Here is a 19,106-nt window from a genome sequence, read left to right as displayed (position 1 = left end):
GGCCGGACACTCCCGTTGGTGTTTGCTCGTCGGACTGGCGATTGTTCCAGATCCGTTGAGTTTCCACGCATAATCCCCGCGAAATGCGGCTCAAAAACAAAACCGCCCGGCGCTTTAACAGCGGCCGGGCGGTTCGTTTCGTCCCCACGAATGCATATGCCGTCAGGCGGCGTGGTTGGCCTGTTCCTCGTTGAGGAAGGCATAGATCGCCGAAGCGGAATCGGTCTTGCGCAGCTTGGCGACGAGATCCTGGTCGCGCAGGACGCGGGCGATGCGCGACAGGGCCTTCAGGTGATCGGCGCCGGCGCCTTCGGGTGCCAGCAGCAGGAACACCAGATCGACCGGCTCGTCGTCGAGCGCTTCGAAATCGACCGGCGCTTCAAGACGCGCGAAAATACCCTTGATCGACGAGATGCTGTTGAGCTTGCCGTGCGGGATGGCGATGCCGTGGCCGACGCCGGTGGAACCGAGCCGCTCGCGCTGCAGGATGATGTCGAAGATTTCTCGTTCGCTCACGCCCGTCAACTTGGAAGCCTTGGCCGCCAGCTCCTGCAATAGCTGCTTTTTGGAGTTTACCTTTAGGGCAGGAATAATCGCATCTTGCTGCAGCAAATCTGCCAATGCCATTCTCTTCATCCTTCGTGCCGCAAGAGCTTGTGCCCTAGGCGAAGGGGAGCGCCGTCTCCGACGCTCTCCCCAAGTTGTTAGTTCTTGATATTGGTGGAATCGATCCAGCCAATATTGCCGTCATTGCGGCGGTACACAATGTTCAGATGTTCCTTGCCGGGGCTACGGAACAGAAGAACAGGCTCGTCTGTCATATCAAGTGCCATGACGGCGCTTGCGACCGTCATCGTCTTCAACTGCTTCGAACTTTCCGCGACGATGGTCGGCGCGAAATCCTCGGGCACTTCCTCCCCTTCATCCGGTACGCTGTCCATAACAGTGTAGGCAACTTCCGCATAACCATTCACATGGTTGCCGGCATGATGATCCTTGAGCCGCCGCTTGTAGCGGCGCAGACGTTTTTCGATCCGCTGTGCTGCGGCATCGAAACTGATCTGCGGATCATTCGCCTCGCCGGCCGCATGCAGGACGATCCCGGTATCGAGATGCACCTTGCAGTCGGCAGAAAAGCGCGAACCAGCCTTTTCCACGATGACTTGGCCTGAGTAGCCTCCGTCGAAGTATTTTGTAACCGCTTCTCCGATTTGGTCCTCGATCCTTTGACGGAACGAATCGCCAATTTCCATATGCTTACCGGATACACGCACACTCATGGAGTTCTTCCTTCTTGTCGTGACTTGCGTGTTCCAGTCTACGCCAAGCCGTCCCCGCATCCAAGCCGTTCACATGCGACTGGGCCAAATTGCTGCAATCGATGCCTGTCTGGATAATGGGATACGTTTCGTGCCATGCCCCGTGCAGTTGCGGCGGGCTTCTAGCGCCCGATGTTTTAAATGTCAACGGCAGCGGACCTCGGGACTTCTACGTAGGCCTGTGGAAACCCGGGTGTTTCGCCGGTATCTCAGAACGCCGCGACCCCCGCGATCGCACGCTTTTCGCGGCGGCGCTGGACGGACGAAGGAATGTTCATCGCCTCGCGGTATTTCGCGACGGTCCGGCGCGCGAGCTCGACCCCGCCGCGTTTCAGGCTGACGACGATATCGTCGTCGGAGAGCACCGTCTCAGGCGTTTCCTGGGCGATCAGCAGGCGAATCCGATGGCGCACCGCCTCCGCCGAATGGCTGTCGCCGCCCTCTTCGGCCGAGCCGATCGACACCGTGAAGAAATATTTGAGCTCGAACAGCCCCCGCGGCGTCAGCATGTATTTGTTGGAGGTTACGCGGCTGACCGTCGATTCATGCATCTTGATCGCTTCGGCGACGGTCTTGAGGTTGAGCGGGCGCAGGTGATCGACGCCGTGCATCAGGAAGGCATCCTGTTGCCGGACGATTTCGGCGGCCACCTTCATGATCGTCTTGGCCCGCTGGTCGAGGCTGCGCGTCAGCCAATTGGCATTCTGCATGCATTCGGAAAGGAAGTTGTGGTCGTCCCCGTTTTTCGGGCAGTGCTTGGACACCGTCTGGAAATAGCTGTGGTTTACCAGGACGCGCGGGAGGGTGTCCGGATTGAGCTCGACCATCCAGCTGCCGTCGGGCGCCGCGCGCACGACGATATCCGGCGAAATCGTCTCAGACATGCCGCGCTCGAAGCCGGCGCCGGGCTTCGGGTTGAGGCAGCGGATTTCTGCCAGCATGTCGATGAGGTCTTCGTCGTCGACGCCGCAGATCTTTCGAAGCGAGGCGAAGTCGCGTTTGCCCAGCAGATCCAGATGTCTGATCAGCGCATCCATGGCCGGGTCGAGCCGGTCTTTTTCCCGAAGCTGGATTGCCAGACATTCGCTGAGCGATCGCGCGAAGACGCCCGGCGGATCGAGCGTCTGCAGCGAGCGGAGGATGGCTTCTACATTCTCGACGCGTCTGCCCAGGCGGGCGGCGATCTCCTCGATGTCGCCGAGCATATAACCGGCCTCGTCCAGCTGATCGACGAGATGCCGGGCAGTCAGGCGGTCGGCCGCATCGACGATCAGGAAGGGAATCTGCTGGTTCAGGTGATCGCGTAGCGTCACCTGGCCGGCGACGAAATCATCCAGGTCGTAGTCTTCGCCGGCATCGCCACCGGGCATCGATTTCCATTGGCTGAGCAGTTCCGGGGCGTCGGCGCGCCGCGCCGGGCCATCGTCGGGGAAGACGTTTTCGAAGCCCGTGTCGAGCCCTTCGCCAAGCCTTTCGGCGCTGATGGAGGAGGACCCCTCGTACCAGCCGCTATCGACTTCGGCCACTACCGAACTCTCGCGGCCTTCGGTCGGGTCAAAGTCGTCGGCGGTTTCGAAGCCTGTTTCCGCGTCGTTTTCGCTCTCGTTTGACGTAATTTCGAGCAGCGGGTTCTTTTCGACTTCCTGGGCGATGAACTGGTTGAGTTCGAAATGCGTCATCTGCAGCAGCTGGATGGATTGCATCAGCTGCGGCGTCATCACCAGCGATTGGGTTTGGCGTAGGAAAAGATTAGCGGATAAACCCATGGCGGACGCGAAACTCCCGTGCAATCCCCTTGAACCACCCGGTCATGGATGGCGGACGCTCGTTTTCGGCCAAGCCCCCACAAGGCCAAATTTGCATCTGGCACAAGAATTGCTTTTTTGAAAGATTTGGTCAAGCGCTGCAGTGCGGGAAAGTAAATTTCTTTGGCGCGCTGCAGCGACCGGAGCAGCGTCTAGAGGCTGAACTTGTCGCCGAGGTAGAGGCGGCGGACGTCCGGGTTGTTGACAATGTCGTCCGCCCGGCCGTGGGTCAGCACTTCGCCCGCATGGATGATGTAGGCCCGGTCGATCAGGCCCAAAGTCTCGCGGACGTTGTGGTCCGTTATCAGAACGCCAATCCCGCGTGCCGTCAAGTGGCGCACGAGGTTCTGGATGTCGGAAACCGAAATAGGGTCGACGCCCGCGAAAGGTTCGTCGAGCAGCATGAAAGCGGGGTCGGTCGCCAGCGCTCGGGCAATTTCAAGGCGCCGGCGCTCACCGCCGGAAAGCGCAACGGCCGCCGTTTTCCGAAGCTGGCTGATATGGAACTCTTCCAGCAGTTCGTCGAGCTTGCGTTCCCGCTTGTCCTTGTCGGGCTCGTGGACTTCCAGCACCGCCCGGATGTTTTCTTCGACGGTCAGGCCGCGGAAGATCGATGCTTCCTGCGGCAGATAACCTACGCCCAACCGGGCGCGGCGATACATCGGCATGCGGGTGACTTCGTTGCCGTTGATCGCAATCATGCCTTCGTCCACCGGCACCAGGCCGGTGATCATGTAGAAGCAGGTCGTTTTGCCCGCGCCGTTCGGCCCGAGCAGTCCGACGGCCTCGCCACGGCGCACGACCAGCGACACGCCGTTGACGACGCGGCGCGTGTCGTAGGTCTTCGAAAGCCCATGCGCGACAAGCGTGCCCTCGTAGCGCGCTTTATCGCGTACGACGAAGGGTTCGGGCGCGGACGGCTTCCTTGCCGACAGACTGGTGATGAACGGTATTTTCACGTCAAATGTCTATTATTGCTTCGGTCGCGATTTCGGATCGAGCAGGATCTCGACACGCCCGCCACAGGCGTCAAGTTTGGCCTGGCCGGTTTCCATCAGGACGGTGAGTTTGCAGCCCTTGAAGACGTTGGGACCTTCAGACAGCACGACCTGTTTGCCGGAAAGCACGAAGGTTTGGGATTTCATGTCGAACTCGCCCTTTTCGGCGGTGGCCTGCTGGGTGCCCGAGGTCAGGAATACCGTCTCGTCGAGGAATATCTTGTCGATATTGGCGTTGCCCGAGGTCACCGAGCCACCTTCACCCGTATAAAGAACCGTCATCTTGCCCGCCTTCATCGTGGTCGTGCCCTGCACGACCTGGACGTTGCCGGTAAAATAAGCCTTCTTTTCCTGCTCCTTGATCTCGAGTTGGTCACTCTGGATCTGGATCGGTTGGTCGCCGGAAAGCTTCAGGCCTTCCATCTGGCTGGTGGTCGTCTGGGCATGTGCGGTCGCTGCTAGACAGGAAATAAATCCTGCCGCGATCAGAACTGCGGCATTGCGTTTAAGAAGGCGGCGATTGATCATGACGGCCGGGCTCTACTTGCCTTGGTTGCGGATGGTGGCTGGATCGAGATGGACGCGAACCTGGCCTTTGAAGGTGATGGTATGTCCCTTATCCGTTATCTTTAAAGACTCTGCAACGATAGAGCCTTCTTTCATGGCGATATCGACGTGCTCGGGTGAATTCATCACACCAGCATTGATATCGAGATGGGCGGACTTGAATCGGGCGGTGATCCCGTTGCTCAGATTGACATCGAACGGAGAGTTCAGATCGAGCATGTCCGTGCCGCGGTCGAAGTCGGCGCCGGTCGCGATGACCCGCGCGATAACGTCGTCGTTGACCGGTACGGCGGCCTTGACGTCCTCGAGCGTGATCATGTTCGAATTCTTGATATCCTGCAGCGCACGGCTGGCGGTCATCGAGTAGCTGATGCCGTCCTTGTTGCGGCCAGAAATCGCCGGTCGTTCCATGACGATCTTGCCGTTTTCGATCCGCGCGTTTTCAATCGAAAGGTTTTCCGGCAGGTAGGCGCGGACGATTGAGATAGCGATGAAGGCGGCAGAAATCACGCCGGCCAGGATCGGCAGCAGTATCTTGAGCTTACGCACGAGCGAGGAATGCGCCAGCGCCGCCTGGTAGGCATCCGCGCGCGGCTCCAGCGCCGCAGTAAAGCCTGCCGTTTTTCGAATATGCTGCAGCATGAGTGCCGGGTTGTTCCTTCTAGCTCGTTTCCACGCCCCATCTCGGCAATGCCGATGGAACCGGTAGGAGCTTTGCTTTGTCCGCCAATATGGTTTTTATTCAATCAACAAACAATAATGGGCAACATAAAAACGTGATGTGAGCCGCTGCAAAACGCGCTAGAGAGCCTATTTAGCAACGACGGTTCGTCTCGAAGGGTGATTTTATGGATCAAATGGCAATCGCGGACCGGCGCTCCCTGCGCCGCAAGCTGAGTTTCTGGCGGGTCGTTGCCCTTGTTTTCCTGGTCGGCATCGGTTTTGCGCTCTATCGTGCCGTTGCCGGCGAGAGTGGCGGATCTGCCTTGCCTCATGTCGCCCGCATCGAAATCTCCGGTTTGATCACCGATGACAAGGAATTGCTGGAGCGCCTCGCCAAGATTGCCGAAAGCAGCCAGGCCAAGGCGTTGATCGTCTCGATTTCCTCGCCGGGCGGGACAACCTATGGCGGCGAACGCATCTTCAAGGCGATCCGCAAGGTTTCCGAAAAGAAGCCGGTCGTTTCCGATATCCGCACGCTGGCCGCATCTGCCGGCTATATGATTGCCACCGCCGGCGACCAGATCGTCGCGGGCGAAAGCTCGATCACCGGCTCGATCGGCGTGATCTTCCAATACCCGCAGGTCGACGAGGTGATGAAGAAGGTCGGCGTCTCGCTGGAAGAGATCAAGTCGGCGCCGCTGAAGGCCGAGCCGTCGCCCTTCCATCCCGCGAGCGAGGAAGCCAAGACGATGATCCGCAGCATGGTGATGGACAGCTATGCCTGGTTCGTCGATCTCGTTGCCGATCGCCGCAAGATGCCGCGCGACGAGGTGCTGAAGCTCGCGGATGGCACCATCTTCACCGGTCGCCAGGCACTCAACGTCAAGCTGGTCGACAAGCTTGGCGGCGAGGAGGACATCCGCGACTATCTGGAATCACGGGGCATCTCGAAGGACCTGCCGATCGTGGACTGGAAGGAGCGTAAATCTTCCTCGTCCTTCTGGCTCGCGAGCGCCATCAGCGAGGTGTTGAACCTCTCCGGTCTCGGCCAGGCAATCACTCCCGACGTCCTTCGCATCTTCGGCGCCGACAAGTTGTTTCTTGACGGTCTTGTCTCCGTTTGGCAGGTTGGGCGCGGTTAAAAATCTAAACTTTTCAGGGGGCAACCGTGATCAAGTCAGAACTGGTGCAGATCGTTGCGGCTCGCAATCCGCATCTCTACCACCGCGACGTCGAGAACATCGTCAATGCCGTGCTCGACGAGATCACAGATGCCCTGGCAGGCGGAAATCGTGTCGAACTGCGAGGCTTCGGCGCGTTTTCGGTGAAGAATCGTCCCTCACGGTCCGGTCGCAACCCGCGCACCGGCGAGAGCGTGTTTGTCGAGGAGAAATGGGTTCCGTTCTTCAAGACAGGCAAGGAATTGCGCGAGCGCCTGAATCCGGGTCTCGACGACGAAGAGGATTGATCCTTCGGGCGCGGCTTTCGCCGCCCTTGAAACCCCACAAAGCGCGCCTATTCTGCAACAGATGCTGGTAAAACAGCAGACAGTCTGCTGCCGGAGATTCAGATGGACAAGTTCAAAAGGATCGTCTCGCTCGTGGTCTTCGTGCCGCTCGGCATCGTGCTGATCGTGCTCGCAGTCGCGAATCGCCAGATGGTCACCCTGGCGCTCAACCCCTTCCGGCCTGAAGACGGCATGTTGGCGGTCAGCGCACCCTTTTTCCTGTTTCTGTTCCTGGCCTTGCTGATCGGCATGTTCATCGGCTCGTTCGTGACCTGGTGGAGCCAGGGCAAACATCGCAAACAGGCTCGCGTCGAAGCACGCGAAGCGGTCCGATGGCAGAACGAGCACAAGGCTGCCGTCGCTGGACGGCCGGCCTCGGCGCAACTTCCTTCGAAATGAATTCAGGCAAAGTAAATTAGGCTTGCGCGGCCTTGGCTACCACGGCCTTGTTGAAATCCGCGAAAAACTGGCCGGCGAGCTTCTGCGATGTCGAATCGATCAGTCGCGAGCCGAGCTGCGCGATCTTGCCACCCACCTGAGCTTTGGTGGAGTAACGAAGCAGCGTGTCGCTGCCGTCATCGACCAGCGTGACAGTGGCGGAACCCTTGGCGAAACCTGCGATGCCGCCCTTGCCTTCGCCTGAGATCGTGTAGCTTTCTGGCGGGTTGATGTCAGAGAGTGTCACTTCGCCGGAGAAGTTCGCCGAAACCGGACCGACCTTCAGCTTGACGGTCGCGGAAAGCTCGGTCGGAGACTTCTGTTCGAGCGTCTGGCAACCGGGGATGCACTGGCGGAGGATTTCCGGATCGTTCAACGCCGCCCAGACCACTTCGCGAGGTGCTGCAATACGTTCTTCGCCGCCCATATCCATGTGATGATCCTCCGTCCACCGTTGCTAGACTTATTGCAAGGGCGATGATCTTTGCCAAGGGGGACAAAAGGCGGACACGCCGGGGCCTCAATAAAACACGCCGCCATAGGCTCCCCGGCTTTGAAGAATGGCCGGCAAATGCTATCTGCTGCCCAAGTCTCAAAAATCCAAGCGGATGAACGTATTGAAGAACAAGGAAAGGCGGCCGGGTGAAAAAGCCCGGAGCGAGGCCGGCAACAGGTCCTCCCGCGGGTACGCCGCCGCAAAACCAGCGGCAGTCAAGCAGGTCCCGCGGCCGCAGGAAAGGGCCGCGAAACCCGCGCCGGCCGCAGCACCGGCGGAAACCCGCCCGCTTTTGCCGCGCAGCGGCGAGCGGCCGCCCGAGCGCGTGCCGATCATTCTCGAATCGTCCGGCGCCGGTGATTTTCACCTGGTCGACAGCGGCAATGGGCTGAAACTCGAGCAATACGGCCCTTACCGCATCGTCCGGCCGGAAGCCCAGGCGCTCTGGCAGCCGTCACTTCCCGCCCACGTCTGGGAAAAGGCGGATGCACTCTTCACCGGCGATACGGATGAGGACGGCATGGGTCGCTGGCGCTTCACCAAGGAAGCCCTTGGCGAAACCTGGCCGTTGTCGCTGCTCGGCACCGATTTCCTCGGTCGCTTCACGTCCTTCCGCCATGTCGGCGTCTTCCCGGAGCAGATCGTCCACTGGGAGTGGATGAAGAACCGCATCGAGGAGGCAAAACGCCCGGTGAAGGTACTGAACCTGTTCGGTTATACGGGCGTCGCCTCGCTGGTCGCGGCAGCTGCCGGCGCCGAAGTTACCCATGTGGATGCCTCCAAGAAGGCGATCGGCTGGGCGCGCGAGAACCAGTCGCTCGCCCGCCTCGACAAGGCGCCGATCCGCTGGATCTGCGAGGACGCCATGAAGTTCATCCTGCGCGAGGAGCGTCGCGGCAACCGCTACGATATCATCCTCACCGATCCGCCGAAATTCGGCCGGGGCCCGAATGGTGAAGTCTGGCAGCTTTTCGATCATCTGCCGCTGATGCTCGACATCTGCCGCGAACTGCTGTCACCGAAGGCAATCGGCCTGGTGCTGACCGCTTATTCCATCCGCGCCAGCTTCTACTCCATCCACGAACTGATGCGCGAGACAATGCGCGGCGCCGGCGGCGTCGTGGAATCGGGCGAGCTCGTCATCCGTGAGGCGGGGCTGGACGGCAAGACGCCGGGCCGCGCGCTTTCCACATCTCTTTTCAGTCGCTGGGTGCCGGCATGACCGACGATTTTCAGAAATCCGGACCACGACGGGTCGGTCAGGTGAAGGAAGTCACTTCGCTTTCCAATCCGATCATCAAGGACATCAAGGCGCTCACCAACAAGAGAGACCGCGAAGAGAGCGGCACCTTCATGGCCGAGGGCCTGAAGCTCGTCATCGACGCATTGGAGCTCGGCTGGGAAATCCGCACGCTGGTCTATGCCAAGGCGGCCAAGGGCAAGACGCTTGTCGAGCAGGTTGCGGCAAAGACCGTCGCCCATGGCGGCCTGGTGCTGGAGGTCAGTGAGAAAGTGCTCTCGTCGGTCACCCGCCGCGACAATCCGCAGATGGTCGTCGGCATTTTCGAGCAGCGCTGGAAGAAACTTGAGGACCTGAGGCCGGGCAGGGACGAGACGCTGGTCGCGCTCGACCGTGTGCGCGACCCCGGCAATCTCGGCACCATCATCCGCACCGCCGATGCCGCAGGCGCCACCGGAGTGATCCTGGTCGGCGAATGCACAGACCCGTTTTCGCTGGAAACAGTGCGGGCCACCATGGGTTCGGTCTTCGCGGTGCCGGTCGTCAAATGTTCGCCGGAAGAATTCCTGATCTGGCAGAAGCGCTCCGGCACCCAGGTCGTGGCGACCCACCTCGCTGGCGCCGTCGACTATCGCACCGTGGATTATTCGAAAAAGCCGGTCGTACTGCTAATGGGCAACGAGCAGTCCGGCCTGCCGGACAATCTTGCCAGGGCCGCCGATCGCACCGTTCGCATTCCTCAGCAGGGCAGGGCGGACTCGCTCAACCTCGCCGTCGCGTCCGCCGTGATGCTCTTCGAGGCCCGCCGCCATCTGCTGACCCTGGACGACAAGAAATGACCGCACGCGCAGCCCTTCTTTCGCGGCCTCCGGTGGCTCTGATCGTCATCGTCCTCGCCGTCATTCTCGATCAGGTGGTGAAGATCGCCGTCGAGAATTATCTTCCGATGCAGGAAGCAGTGCCGCTGGTGCCGCTTTTGGCGCTCTACCGTACCTATAATCTCGGCGTCGCCTTTTCCCTTCTGTCCGGCATGGAGCGGGAATTCATCGTCGGCATGCGGGTGCTGATCGTCGCCTTCGTGCTCTGGCTCTGGCGCCGCACCCCGAAGGAGCGGCCTTTCGCCCATGCCGGGTTCACGCTGATCATCGCTGGCGCGATCGGCAACCTGATCGATGGTTTCGCCTATGGTCACGTGATCGACTACATCCTGTTCCACACCGAGACTTGGTCCTTCGCGGTCTTCAACCTGGCGGACAGTTTCATCACCATCGGGGCAGGCCTGGTGATCCTCGACGAGCTGGCCGGGCCGAAAAAGGTCGATCAGTAAAATTTTACCTGATTGCTCTAAGGATTGGGAAAGAAACCTCGTTAGTCTTTCCCAATGCGAGATATCGCCGACATACATGAACGTATCTCCAAGGCGTTCGGGTCTTCCCCGGCGGCCGACATGGCCGAACCCGTGGTCGAAAAGGTCGTGCCCGCATTTGGCGTGCAGCGGGGTGAGGGAAAGCCTGCATCACGCAGCGTATTTGCCTCGCTCTTTTCCCGGATCTCCGAGTGGCGCCGCCAGCGCACGGTTCCCCGGCTCCAGCACGCCTTGAAGAATGCTGAGGCGGCCAGCGCTGCGAAATCCCGGCAGATCGCCACCGTCGTCCATGAAATCCGCACGCCGCTCAACGGCATTCTCGGCATGACCCATCTTCTCGGCCAGACCAAGCTGACGGCGGAACAGCAGAACTATCTGAGCGGCATTCGCCAGTCCGGTTATGCCTTGGCGCAGCTCGTCGAGGATCTCCTCGACTATTCGACGCTGGAAGCCGGCCGTTTCCGGCTCAACAACCGGGCGGAAAATCTTCGCCACCTCATCGAAAACGTCGTCGAGATGCTGGCGCCGCGCGCCCACGAGAAACGCATCGAGATCGCCGCGACGGTGGCCGCTGATCTGCCCGACCTCCTCGATTTCGATCCGGGACGTATCCGGCAAGTGCTTTTCAACGTCATCGGCAATGCCGTGAAATTCACCGCCCATGGCGGCGTACTGGTGCAGGCTGCGGTCGATGACGGCAATGTCGCTATCGCCGTCATCGATACCGGTCCCGGCATGGCGCCAGAGGAGCTGAACCAAGTTTTCGGTGAGTTCGAGCAGGCAGGCTCCGCGGAGGCCCGCAGCGGCGGCACCGGCCTCGGTCTAGGCATTGCCTCCCGCATCCTGGCGGAGTTCGGCGGATCGCTTTCCGTCGCCAGCCAGAAGGGGGCCGGCAGCACGTTCACCATCCGCTTCCCCTTGCATTTCGCGGAAACGGCGCAATCGGGCACAGGCGAACGCAACCAGTTGCTCGCGATGTCCCGCGTTCTGCTTCTGGCGCCGGAAGGGCCTGCCGCGAAGGCGACGGTCGCGACGATCGAAACGCTTGGCGGTCGCTGCCGGCACGTCGCCAACACGGCCGACGCGCAGATGCTGATCGACCGCGCCGAGACAGGGCCGCTGGCCTATACTGACCTGATCGTCGATCACCGGCTTGCCTCCGATTATGCCAATGAAAAGGCGCATGCGCCGCTTCATCGCATCCTGCTCGTCAACCCGGAGGAACGCGCTTCCCAGCCTCAGGATTTCTTCGATGCCTGGCTCATCCGGCCGCTCCGGGAAAAATCCCTGATCGATGTCTTGAGCGGCCGCCTGCGTGGCTTCGGCACACGCGACGCGCTCAACGATAACCAGGCCATGCCGCCGCCGCCCGTCATCGAAAAGCATGGCGAAGGGCTCGACGTGCTGCTCGGCGAGGACGATCCCGTCAATGCGCTAATCATCCGCTCGGTTCTGACAAAGGCCGGACATCGCGTCCGTCTCGTCGGTGATTTCCCCACCCTGATCGAGGCGGTACTCAACCGGGACACGCCGCTCGATCTCATCATTTCCGACATGTACATGCCTGGAGGGGATGTTTTCAGCCTCCTGGCGGCACTGCGTGGCGAGGAGCAGAACGGCGTCCGGTCTCTGGTTCCGGTGATCGTGCTGACGGGCGAGAGCCGCGAAGCGACGCATCGCGAGGCGCTTCTGAACGGCGCCAGCCGTGTCTTCGCAAAGCCGGTCGATCCGCTGACGCTACTGGAGGAGGTTCGAATTTTGGGAGTTCTCTCCACCGAGCGCCAACAGGCGCGTTGACGCGACCATTCCTGGAACCTATTATGACAATGGATGTCACGTTCTTGTCGCAGAGAAGTGATTTAAGGCGGTGATCAAACCGGGACGGGGAGAATCACCTTGGCAATCGAACTCCTGAACCGTGAAGTGATACCTGAAACAAACCAGGCGCCGGCCTCTGCTCCGGTAAGCGGCGATGTCTTCGGCCGCATTGGCACGCTCGAAACTCGGCTTGCCCGCAGCGAGCGTGAAATCGATGCCGCGCAGGCGGTTCGATATCGCGTCTTCGTTGAAGAAATGCACGCGACACTTAGCCCCGACGCCATGCGCCGCCGCCGTGATGTCGATGCCTTTGATGCGATCTGCGACCACCTTCTGGTCGTCGACAATGCAATCGAGGGTGACATCGAAGATCAGATCGTCGGCACTTACCGCCTGCTGCGCCAGGAAGTGGCGTTAGCCAATAACGGCTTCTATTCGGCATCGGAATTCGACATCGAGCCGCTGCTTGCGCGTCATCCCGACAAACAGTTCATGGAGCTCGGCCGCTCCTGCGTACTGCCCGACTACCGTACCAAGCGCACCGTCGAATTGCTCTGGCAGGGCAATTGGGCCTATTCGCTGAAGCACGGCATGAACGCGATGTTCGGCTGCGCGTCCTTCCCGGGCGTTTCGCCCGAAGAACACGCCGTGGCGCTGTCTTTCCTGCACCACACGGTCTCGACCAAGGGCGATTGGGCGGTTTCGGCACGGCCGGAACTCTATCGCCCGATGGACCTGATGCCGATGGAAGACGTCAACACTCGCAGGGCGCTTTCCTTGCTGCCGCCGCTGATCAAGGGATATCTGCGCCTCGGCGCCATGGTAGGCGACGGTGCGGTTATCGACCACGCTTTCAATACCACTGATGTGCTGATCGTCTTGCCGATCGCCTCGATCTCGGATCGTTACATCACCCATTTCGGCGCCGACGCGGGACGTTTCGCGAGCTAGCCGGCGTTTCTCGAAACGCTCCTAGTCTAGCGGACGAGCCGGATCGGGCCGCTGTATTTGGCTATGGTTTCGTCCGAAGTCAGCAATAACATGCCTGCGCTCATGCTTTGCGCGATAAGGATGCGGTCGAACGGGTCCTTATGAATCTGTTGAAGCGAGTCTACCTCGAGCGCATGAGAGGCTGTGACCGCCAATTCACCGAAACCACTTTCGATTAGGACCCGATGGAGCATGCGGGGCGGAAGCTCGAGCCCGATTTTTCCGGATGAGTATTTGATCGACAGTTCCCAGATGCTGGCTGAACTGAAGAAAATTTCGTGATCAGGGTCCTCAATAATTTCCCGCGCTATCAAAGGCAACCGGTGGGATGCCCCGACAAGCCACACCAGAAGATGCGAATCCAGCAGTATTTTCATTCATGGTTGCCGTAAAACAGGTCCTCGATCTCCTTGTCCATTCCCTTGTCCAGATCGTCGGGAATGAAAAATTGACCATCAAGAACGCCGATTCGCCGCTTCTTCTTCGGCGCTTCCTCTAGCGGCACGACCTTCACCATCGGCTTGCCGGCCTTGGCGATGACGAACGCTTCGCCGTTTGCCGCCTCTTCGACGAGGCGCGACAAATGCGTCTTGGCTTCATGGATGTTGACGGTTTTCACGCAGCAAGTATCCAGGTGGACTTAGTTCACTGAACTTAGTCCACTTGGGTCCTGTTTACAAGAAACTCACGTCCCGGCGTTGTAGGCCGCGATCGCCGCCATGTTGACGATATCGCTGTCCTTGGCACCCATCGAGGTGATCTGTACCGATTTGTCGAGGCCGACGAGCAGCGGACCGATCACTGTCGAAGCGCCGAGTTCCTGCAGCATGCGGGTCGAGATCGAGGCCGAATGGATCGCCGGCATGACGAGCACGTTGGCTGTTCCCGAGAGCCGGCTGAACGGGTATTGCTCCATCCGGTGCGGGTTGAGCGCCACGTCCGCGGCCATCTCGCCGTCATATTCGAAATCCACGCGACGCTGGTCGAGGATCTTGACCGCCTCGCGAACCCGCTCCGAACGTTCGCCGATCGGCTGTCCGAAGGTGGAATAAGCAAGCATCGCGACACGAGGCTCGTAGCCCATGCGCTTTGCGACGCGCGCGGCTTCGACGGCGATATCGGCGAGATCCTCCGCATTCGGCATATCGTGGACGGCGGTATCGGCGACGAAGATCGTCCGGCCGCGTGAGATCACCAGCGATACGCCGATCACCTTGTGCCCCGGCTTCGGATCGATGCAGCGGCGGACGTCCTGAAGCGCCGTCGCATAATTGCGGGTCGTGCCGGTTACCATCGCATCCGCATCGCCGATGGCGACCATGGTCGCGGCGAAGTGGTTGCGATCGTTGTGGATCAGGCGCTGGACGTCGCGATAGAGGAAGCCTTCGCGCTGCAGGCGCGCGTAGAGATGATCGATATAGGCATCGAGCCGATTGGAAAGACGCGCGTTGACGATTTCGACGCCGGTGCGGTCGAGGTCGATGCCCGCCTTTTCCGCCGTCGTGCGGATGACGTCGTCGCGGCCGAGAAGGATGGCAGTGCCGAGCTTCTGGGTGGTGAAGGAAATCGCCGCGCGCATGACCTGCTCTTCTTCGGCCTCGGCGAAGACAACCCGTTTCGGAAAGCGGCGAACGCGTTCGTAGATGCCCTGCGTCGTCGCGGCAATCGGATCGCGACGGGCGGAAAGTTCCCGGCCATAGGCGGCCAGGTCGGCGATGTTCTTGCGGGCGACGCCGCTTTCCATCGCAGCTTCCGCGACGGCAACCGGGATCGCCGAGATGAGGCGCGGGTCGAACGGAACGGGGATGATGTATTGTGCACCGAAGCGGGGGCGGTTGCCCTGATAGGCGGCGGCGACATCATCCGGCACGTCTTCGCGGGCGAGATTGGCGAGCGCATTGACGGCAGCGATCTTCATCGCATCGTTGATCTGGCTTGCCCGGACGTCGAGCGCGCCGCGAAAGATATAGGGGAAACCGAGGACGTTGTTGACCTGGTTCGGATAGTCCGAACGTCCGGTCGCCATGATTGCGTCGTCGCGAATGCGGGCGACCTCTTCCGGGGTAATTTCCGGATCGGGATTGGCCATCGCGAAGATGATCGGCCTGTCCGCCATCGAACGGATCATCTCTTCGGTAAAGGCGCCCTTCTGGGAAAGGCCTAACACGACGTCCGCGTCCTTCATGGCCTCGGCGAGGGTCCGCTTGGCGGTGTTCACCGCATGGGCGGACTTCCACTGGTTCATGCCTTCGGTACGGCCCTGATAGATGACACCCTTGGTGTCGCAGAGAATGACATTTTCCGAATTGAAGCCCATCGCCTTGATGAGTTCGACGCAGGCGATCGCCGCGGCGCCGGCGCCGTTGCAGACGAGCTTGGTGGTCTTGAGGTCCCGGCCGGTCAGTTCCAGCGCGTTGATCAGGCCAGCGGCGGCGATGATCGCCGTGCCGTGCTGGTCGTCATGGAAAACCGGGATGTCCATCAGCTCGCGCAGGCGGCTTTCGATGATGAAGCACTCCGGCGCCTTGATGTCCTCGAGGTTGATGCCGCCGAAGGAAGGGCCGAGGAAGCGCACGCAGTTGATGAATTCGTCGACGTTTTCGGTGTCGACCTCAAGGTCGATCGCGTCGACGTCGGCGAAGCGCTTGAACAGCACGGCCTTGCCTTCCATCACCGGTTTCGAGGCGAGCGCCCCAAGATTGCCGAGACCGAGGATCGCCGTGCCGTTGGAGATGACGGCGACCATGTTGCCGCGTGTCGTGTAGTCATAGGCGGTTGCCGGGTTTGCGGCGATGGCCAAGACCGGCACGGCAACGCCCGGCGAATAGGCCAGCGACAGGTCGCGCTGGGTCGCCATCGGCTTGGTGGGATTGATTTCGAGTTTACCGGGGCGGCCTTCCGAATGGAAATCGAGTGCTTCCTGTTCGGTTACGGAAGCGCGCGAACGTGCGGCCTTCTCCGTGGCCTTGTCCTTAGCAGGCATGTCTCCTCCAGCTTTTTGTGGGCAGCCGTCCTCTAGGCCGCGGCAGATGTTGTCTTTCAGGTGTCTTCATCGATAGTGTCGCAAGTTCCAGCGCGCAACAAAAAATCGGTTCCGTGACCCAGTTTGAAAGATTCCCCATCGAGGCCCTGAATACTGCCGAGCTTGCCTCGGAGGAAAGTCGCGCGTCCGCAACGCCGATGATGGAGCAATATATCGAGATCAAGGCGAACAATCCGGGTTCGCTGCTCTTCTACCGCATGGGCGATTTCTACGAGCTCTTCTTCGAGGATGCGGTCGATGCGTCTCGCGCGCTCGGCATCACGCTCACCAAGCGTGGCCAGCATCTCGGCCGCGAAATCCCCATGTGCGGCGTGCCGGTGCATGCCGCCGACGACTATCTGCAGAAGCTGATCTCGCTCGGTTTCCGCGTCGCAGTCTGCGAACAGGTGGAAGACCCGGCGGAGGCCAAGAAACGCGGCTCGAAATCGGTGGTGAAACGCGATGTCGTGCGGCTGGTGACGCCCGGCACGATTACCGAGGAAAAGCTCCTCTCACCGTTCGAGTCGAATTACCTGATGGCGCTCGCCCGCATCAAGGGAGCCGCCGAACCGCTTCTGGCGCTTGCCTGGATCGATATCTCGACCGGCGTCTTTCGGCTGGCGGAGACCGATCAGTCGCGGCTGCTTGCCGATATCCTGCGCATCGATCCGCGTGAACTGATCCTGCCGGATACGATGTTTCATGATGCCGAGCTCAAACCCGTCTTCGACGTGCTCGGCAAGGTCGCGGTGCCGCAACCGTCCGTGCTCTTCGACAGCGCCAGTGCAGAAGGCCGCATCACCCGTTATTTCGGTGTCGGCACGCTCGATGGTTTCGGCAATTTTTCCCGCGCAGAACTCGCAGCCGCCGCGGCCGCCGTCGCCTATGTGGAAAAGACCCAGATCGCCGAACGTCCGCCGCTCGGACGCCCCGAGCGCGAAAGCGGCGCCTCGACGCTGTTCATCGACCCCGCGACCCGCGGCAATCTGGAGCTGACCAAGACTTTGTCCGGGGAGCGCGAAGGCACGCTTCTGAAGGCGATCGATCGCACGGTGACCGGCGGCGGCGCTCGTTTGCTCGCCGAGCGGCTGATGTCGCCACTGACGGATCCCGACCGCATCAACCGGCGTCTCGATTCCATTTCCTTCCTTCTGGAAGAACCCTCGCTCTGCAGCGAGCTGCGCTCCGGGTTGAAGCACGTGCCGGATATGCCGCGCGCCCTGTCGCGCCTGGTGCTCGACCGCGGTGGCCCGCGTGATCTCGGCAGTATCCTGCAGGGGCTGGAAGCGGCCCGCGGTGTCGCGGGCTTTCTCGACAGGGCCATGTTGCCCGAGGAGCTGGGGCAAGCGCTCGACGACCTAAAGGCTTTGCCGCTTCATCTGGAATCCATGCTCGGCAACATGCTGGCGCGGGAACTGCCGCTTCTGAAGCGCGACGGTGGCTTCCTCGCCGATGGCGCTCATTCGGACCTCGACGAGGTGCGGGCGTTGCGCGACCAGTCGCGGCGGGTGATTGCCGCGCTCCAGCTCCAATATGCCGAGGAGACCGGCATCAAGTCGCTGAAGATCAAGCACAACAACGTGCTCGGTTATTTCATCGAGGTGACGGCCGGCAATTCCGGCACGATGACCGATACGCCTGAAGGCAAGGCGCGCTTCATCCACCGCCAGACCATGGCGAGTGCCATGCGTTTCACGACGACGGAACTTGCCGATCTCGAAAGCCGCATCGCCAACGCCGCCGACAAGGCCCTGACCATCGAGCTGGAAGCCTTCGACAGGATGGTCGCAGCCGTGACCTCGGAGGCGGAGGCGATCAAGGCCGGCGCCCGGGCGCTGGCGGTGATCGACGTCGCGGCAGGCCTTGCCATGCTCGCCGACGAATGGAGTTATCGCCGGCCGGTCGTGGATGCCTCGCGCATGTTCGCGATCGAAGGCGGTCGCCACCCGGTGGTCGAGCAGGCTCTGCGCAGGCAGTCCATAGGCCCGTTCATCGCCAATGATTGCGATCTCTCGCCGCATAATGGCGGCGAGTTCGGGGCGCTCTGGCTGCTCACCGGTCCGAACATGGGCGGTAAGTCGACCTTCCTGCGCCAGAACGCTTTGATCGCCATCCTCGCCCAGATGGGTTCCTTCGTGCCGGCGACCTCCGCCCATATCGGCATCGTCGACCGGCTTTTTTCGCGCGTCGGCGCTTCGGACGATCTGGCCCGGGGGCGTTCCACCTTCATGGTCGAGATGGTCGAGACCGCCGCCATCCTCAACCAGGCGAGCGATCGTTCGCTGGTCATCCTCGACGAGATCGGCCGTGGCACGGCGACCTTCGACGGCCTGTCGATCGCCTGGGCGGCGGTCGAGCACCTGCACGAGGCGAACAGATGCCGCGGCCTGTTCGCCACCCATTTCCACGAGCTGACCGCGCTCTCGGAGAAGCTGAACCGGCTTTCGAACGCCACGATGCGGGTGAAGGAATGGGATGGCGAGGTGATCTTCCTGCACGAAGTCGGCCCCGGTGCTGCCGACCGTTCCTATGGCATTCAGGTCGCGCGACTGGCGGGTCTTCCCGACTCGGTGGTCGCCCGTGCCCGCGACGTGCTGACCAAGCTCGAGGATTCCGACCGCAAGAACCCGGCGAGCCAGCTGATCGACGACCTGCCGCTCTTCCAGGTGGCGGTCCGCCGCGAAGAAGCCAAGCGCGCCGGGCCGTCCAAGGTCGAGGACGCGCTGAAGGCCATCAACCCGGACGACATGACGCCCCGTGAAGCTCTGGACGCGCTTTACGCGCTGAAGAAGCAGCTCAAGGCCTGACGTTTCGACAACGCGTTCAGAGTGCGCGATTTAGCAGGTGAGAGACCGCGCCGAGGATCGCCTCCTTCGG

Annotated in this window: 19 protein-coding genes; 9 read left to right on the top strand and 10 right to left on the bottom strand. The window is 61.0% G+C overall.

Annotated elements, in window-relative coordinates:
• Nucleotides 1-162: 162 nt before the first annotated feature.
• The 6 genes from ptsN to lptC all read right to left on the bottom strand — a co-directional run bounded on the left by ptsN (nucleotide 163) and on the right by lptC (nucleotide 5,331).
• The gene (gene ptsN, locus MOV63_RS02895; RefSeq protein WP_038539110.1) at nucleotides 163-627 is read right to left on the bottom strand and encodes a PTS IIA-like nitrogen regulatory protein PtsN; all 465 of its coding nucleotides are present in this window, start codon (nucleotides 625-627) and stop codon (nucleotides 163-165) included.
• A 77-nt stretch (nucleotides 628-704) separates the two neighbouring features.
• Nucleotides 705-1,280, bottom strand: coding sequence for a ribosome hibernation-promoting factor, HPF/YfiA family (gene hpf, locus MOV63_RS02890; protein WP_038539113.1), 576 nt, complete (start codon nucleotides 1,278-1,280; stop codon nucleotides 705-707).
• Between the two features lie 248 nt (nucleotides 1,281-1,528).
• Nucleotides 1,529-3,085, bottom strand: coding sequence for an RNA polymerase factor sigma-54 (gene rpoN, locus MOV63_RS02885; RefSeq protein ID WP_247031537.1), 1,557 nt, complete (start codon nucleotides 3,083-3,085; stop codon nucleotides 1,529-1,531).
• A gap of 191 nt (nucleotides 3,086-3,276) precedes the next feature.
• Nucleotides 3,277-4,059 carry an LPS export ABC transporter ATP-binding protein gene (lptB, locus tag MOV63_RS02880; RefSeq protein WP_065814785.1) on the bottom strand — a complete coding sequence of 261 codons (783 nt, stop codon included), beginning with the start codon at nucleotides 4,057-4,059 and terminating at the stop codon, nucleotides 3,277-3,279.
• Nucleotides 4,060-4,095: 36 nt separating this feature from the next.
• Nucleotides 4,096-4,650, bottom strand: coding sequence for an LptA/OstA family protein (locus tag MOV63_RS02875; protein WP_038539123.1), 555 nt, complete (start codon nucleotides 4,648-4,650; stop codon nucleotides 4,096-4,098).
• A gap of 12 nt (nucleotides 4,651-4,662) precedes the next feature.
• On the bottom strand, nucleotides 4,663-5,331 hold the full coding sequence (gene lptC, locus MOV63_RS02870) for an LPS export ABC transporter periplasmic protein LptC (protein ID WP_038539126.1): 669 nt from the start codon (nucleotides 5,329-5,331) through the stop codon (nucleotides 4,663-4,665).
• Nucleotides 5,332-5,537: 206 nt separating this feature from the next.
• Between lptC and sppA the strand changes: the two genes are divergently transcribed.
• The 3 genes from sppA (at nucleotide 5,538) to MOV63_RS02855 (ending at nucleotide 7,258) form a co-directional block, all read left to right on the top strand.
• Entirely contained in the window at nucleotides 5,538-6,494 is a 957-nt protein-coding gene (gene sppA / locus MOV63_RS02865) for a signal peptide peptidase SppA (RefSeq protein ID WP_247031535.1), read from the top strand.
• Between the two features lie 26 nt (nucleotides 6,495-6,520).
• The gene (locus MOV63_RS02860; RefSeq protein ID WP_007759833.1) at nucleotides 6,521-6,820 is read left to right on the top strand and encodes an integration host factor subunit beta; all 300 of its coding nucleotides are present in this window, start codon (nucleotides 6,521-6,523) and stop codon (nucleotides 6,818-6,820) included.
• A 102-nt stretch (nucleotides 6,821-6,922) separates the two neighbouring features.
• Nucleotides 6,923-7,258 (top strand): lipopolysaccharide assembly protein LapA domain-containing protein, encoded by a 336-nt coding sequence (locus MOV63_RS02855; protein WP_038539136.1) that lies wholly within the window; start codon nucleotides 6,923-6,925, stop codon nucleotides 7,256-7,258.
• Between the two features lie 16 nt (nucleotides 7,259-7,274).
• Here the strand turns inward: MOV63_RS02855 and MOV63_RS02850 are convergent, their stop codons facing one another.
• Nucleotides 7,275-7,730, bottom strand: a complete 456-nt coding sequence (locus MOV63_RS02850) for a carbon monoxide dehydrogenase subunit G (protein ID WP_247031533.1) — start codon at nucleotides 7,728-7,730, stop codon at nucleotides 7,275-7,277.
• Between the two features lie 175 nt (nucleotides 7,731-7,905).
• On the opposite strand from MOV63_RS02850, the gene MOV63_RS02845 reads away from it, so the two are divergent.
• The 5 genes from MOV63_RS02845 (at nucleotide 7,906) to MOV63_RS02825 (ending at nucleotide 13,168) form a co-directional block, all read left to right on the top strand.
• On the top strand, nucleotides 7,906-9,015 hold the full coding sequence (locus tag MOV63_RS02845; RefSeq protein WP_247031531.1) for a class I SAM-dependent methyltransferase: 1,110 nt from the start codon (nucleotides 7,906-7,908) through the stop codon (nucleotides 9,013-9,015).
• Nucleotides 9,012-9,872 (top strand): RNA methyltransferase, encoded by an 861-nt coding sequence (locus MOV63_RS02840; protein WP_247031529.1) that lies wholly within the window; start codon nucleotides 9,012-9,014, stop codon nucleotides 9,870-9,872. Before MOV63_RS02845 ends, MOV63_RS02840 begins: the two co-directional genes overlap by 4 nt.
• Nucleotides 9,869-10,360, top strand: a complete 492-nt coding sequence (lspA, locus tag MOV63_RS02835; RefSeq protein ID WP_247031527.1) for a signal peptidase II — start codon at nucleotides 9,869-9,871, stop codon at nucleotides 10,358-10,360. The genes MOV63_RS02840 and lspA overlap by 4 nt, the downstream gene beginning before the upstream one ends.
• Nucleotides 10,361-10,480: 120 nt before the next feature.
• Complete coding sequence (locus MOV63_RS02830; protein WP_247031525.1) at nucleotides 10,481-12,196, top strand: hybrid sensor histidine kinase/response regulator; 1,716 nt, start codon at nucleotides 10,481-10,483, stop codon at nucleotides 12,194-12,196.
• Between the two features lie 99 nt (nucleotides 12,197-12,295).
• On the top strand, nucleotides 12,296-13,168 hold the full coding sequence (locus MOV63_RS02825) for a GNAT family N-acetyltransferase (RefSeq protein WP_247031523.1): 873 nt from the start codon (nucleotides 12,296-12,298) through the stop codon (nucleotides 13,166-13,168).
• Between the two features lie 26 nt (nucleotides 13,169-13,194).
• On the opposite strand, the gene MOV63_RS02820 is transcribed toward MOV63_RS02825, so the two are convergent.
• From MOV63_RS02820 to MOV63_RS02810, 3 genes are all read right to left on the bottom strand, one after another.
• Nucleotides 13,195-13,584, bottom strand: a complete 390-nt coding sequence (locus MOV63_RS02820) for a type II toxin-antitoxin system VapC family toxin (protein ID WP_247031521.1) — start codon at nucleotides 13,582-13,584, stop codon at nucleotides 13,195-13,197.
• Nucleotides 13,581-13,826 (bottom strand): type II toxin-antitoxin system Phd/YefM family antitoxin, encoded by a 246-nt coding sequence (locus tag MOV63_RS02815; RefSeq protein WP_247031519.1) that lies wholly within the window; start codon nucleotides 13,824-13,826, stop codon nucleotides 13,581-13,583. Before MOV63_RS02815 ends, MOV63_RS02820 begins: the two co-directional genes overlap by 4 nt.
• Before the next feature lie 66 nt (nucleotides 13,827-13,892).
• Nucleotides 13,893-16,190: an NADP-dependent malic enzyme gene (locus MOV63_RS02810; protein ID WP_151040519.1), complete on the bottom strand. Its 2,298-nt coding sequence runs from the start codon at nucleotides 16,188-16,190 to the stop codon at nucleotides 13,893-13,895.
• A gap of 197 nt (nucleotides 16,191-16,387) precedes the next feature.
• Between MOV63_RS02810 and mutS the strand changes: the two genes are divergently transcribed.
• Nucleotides 16,388-19,036, top strand: coding sequence for a DNA mismatch repair protein MutS (mutS, locus tag MOV63_RS02805; protein ID WP_247031745.1), 2,649 nt, complete (start codon nucleotides 16,388-16,390; stop codon nucleotides 19,034-19,036).
• Nucleotides 19,037-19,106: the final 70 nt, after the last annotated feature.

The sequence above is a fragment of the Neorhizobium sp. SHOUNA12A genome, assembly GCF_023006505.1.
Taxonomy (GTDB): domain Bacteria; phylum Pseudomonadota; class Alphaproteobacteria; order Rhizobiales; family Rhizobiaceae; genus Neorhizobium.
This window is presented reverse-complemented; position numbering and strand designations above follow the sequence as displayed.